Source organism: Methyloversatilis sp. (assembly GCF_030696805.1).
Lineage (GTDB): Bacteria > Pseudomonadota > Gammaproteobacteria > Burkholderiales > Rhodocyclaceae > Methyloversatilis.
On the sequence record NZ_JAUYRO010000105.1, the window covers coordinates 1 to 1323 of the forward strand.

Annotated in this window: 1 protein-coding gene and 1 other annotated feature; the gene reads right to left on the bottom strand. The window is 62.4% G+C overall.

The genetic code is table 11. The features are described 5' to 3' along the window. Positions 1–39 precede the first annotated feature (39 nt). Positions 40–1271 (bottom strand): IS3 family transposase gene (locus tag Q8R75_RS17500; RefSeq protein WP_305626809.1). Its coding sequence is split into 2 segments (ribosomal slippage): positions 40–983 and positions 983–1271, totalling 1233 coding nucleotides; the frame shifts between segments, so codons are not numbered across the junction. Then, positions 877–993: a sequence feature (AL1L pseudoknot), on the bottom strand. It overlaps the preceding gene by 117 nt. Positions 1272–1323: the final 52 nt, after the last annotated feature.

A 1323-nucleotide genomic window follows, 5' to 3' on the forward strand; every position in this document is an offset into this window, starting at 1 on the left:
TGAACCGCCCCGGCTTTCGCGGAGGCCCGTTGGGTTAAGTCAGGCCGGCACGAGGTCGGCCTGACGGGTGAGTTGCTGATAGTAGTTCGCCTCTGCCTCGGCTGGCGGAATGTAGCCGATGGAGCTGAGCAGGCGATGGTGGTTGAACCATGACACCCATTCGAGGGTTGCCAGTTCCACCGCCTCCCGGGTCTTCCACGGCGCACGGCGATGGATCAGTTCGGCCTTGTACAACCCGTTGACTGTCTCGGCCAGAGCGTTGTCGTAGCTGTCGCCCTTGCTGCCTACCGAAGGCTCGATGCCTGCTTCTGCCAGTCGTTCGCTGTAGCGGATCGACACGTATTGCGAACCACGATCCGAGTGATGGATCAGGCTGCTGTCGCGCTCCGGTTGCCGCGCGTAAAGCGCCTGTTCCAGCGCATCGAGCACGAAGTCCGTACTCATCGAAGTGCTCACGCGCCAGCCCACGATGCGTCGGGCAAACACATCCACCACGAAGGCCACGTACAACCAGCCCTGCCAGGTCGAGACATAGGTGAAATCCGAGACCCAGAGCTGATTCGGCCGCTCGGCACGGAACTGCCGATTGACCTTGTCCAGCGGACACAACGTCTTGTGCTCGCTGACGGTGGTGCGCACCACCTTGCCACGTATGACACCTCGCAGGCCGAGCCTGCGCATCAGACGTTCAACCGTGCAGCGAGCAACCTCTACGCCCTCGCGGTTCATCTGCTTCCAGACCTTGTCCGCGCCATACGCCTGCAGATTGGCATCCCACACCTGTTTGATCGCAGGCCGCAACGCAGCATCCCGTTTCGCTCTGGCACTCAGCAGAGAAGCATCTCTGCTGCGCGCCGCGTGGCGCCGATAGGCTGACGGGGCAATCTGCAGAACCTTGCACATCGGCTCGACCCCGTGGCTGTCGCGGTGCTCATCGACCAGCCCGTACATCACTTCAAACGGCGGTCGAGCTCCGCCTGGGCGAAAAACGCGCTGGCAAGCTTCAGGATCTCGTTGGCGCGGCGAAGCTCCTTGACCTCGCGTTCCAGATCCTTGATGCGCTGCGCATCCGCCGTCGTTACGCCGGGGCGCGCCCCCGCATCGACCTCCGCCTGCTTGACCCAATCCAGCAGCGTCTGAGGCACGCAACCAATCTTCGGTGCGATCGATTCGACCGCCGCCCACAGCGACGGGTACTCCCCGCGGTGCTCCTGCACCAGCCGGACAGCTCGCTCACGAACCTCAGGTGAGAACTTCGATGATTTCTTCATGGCTCCATCTTCTCAAGAGTTGGAGCCTCCGCAAAATCCGGGGCGGTTCACT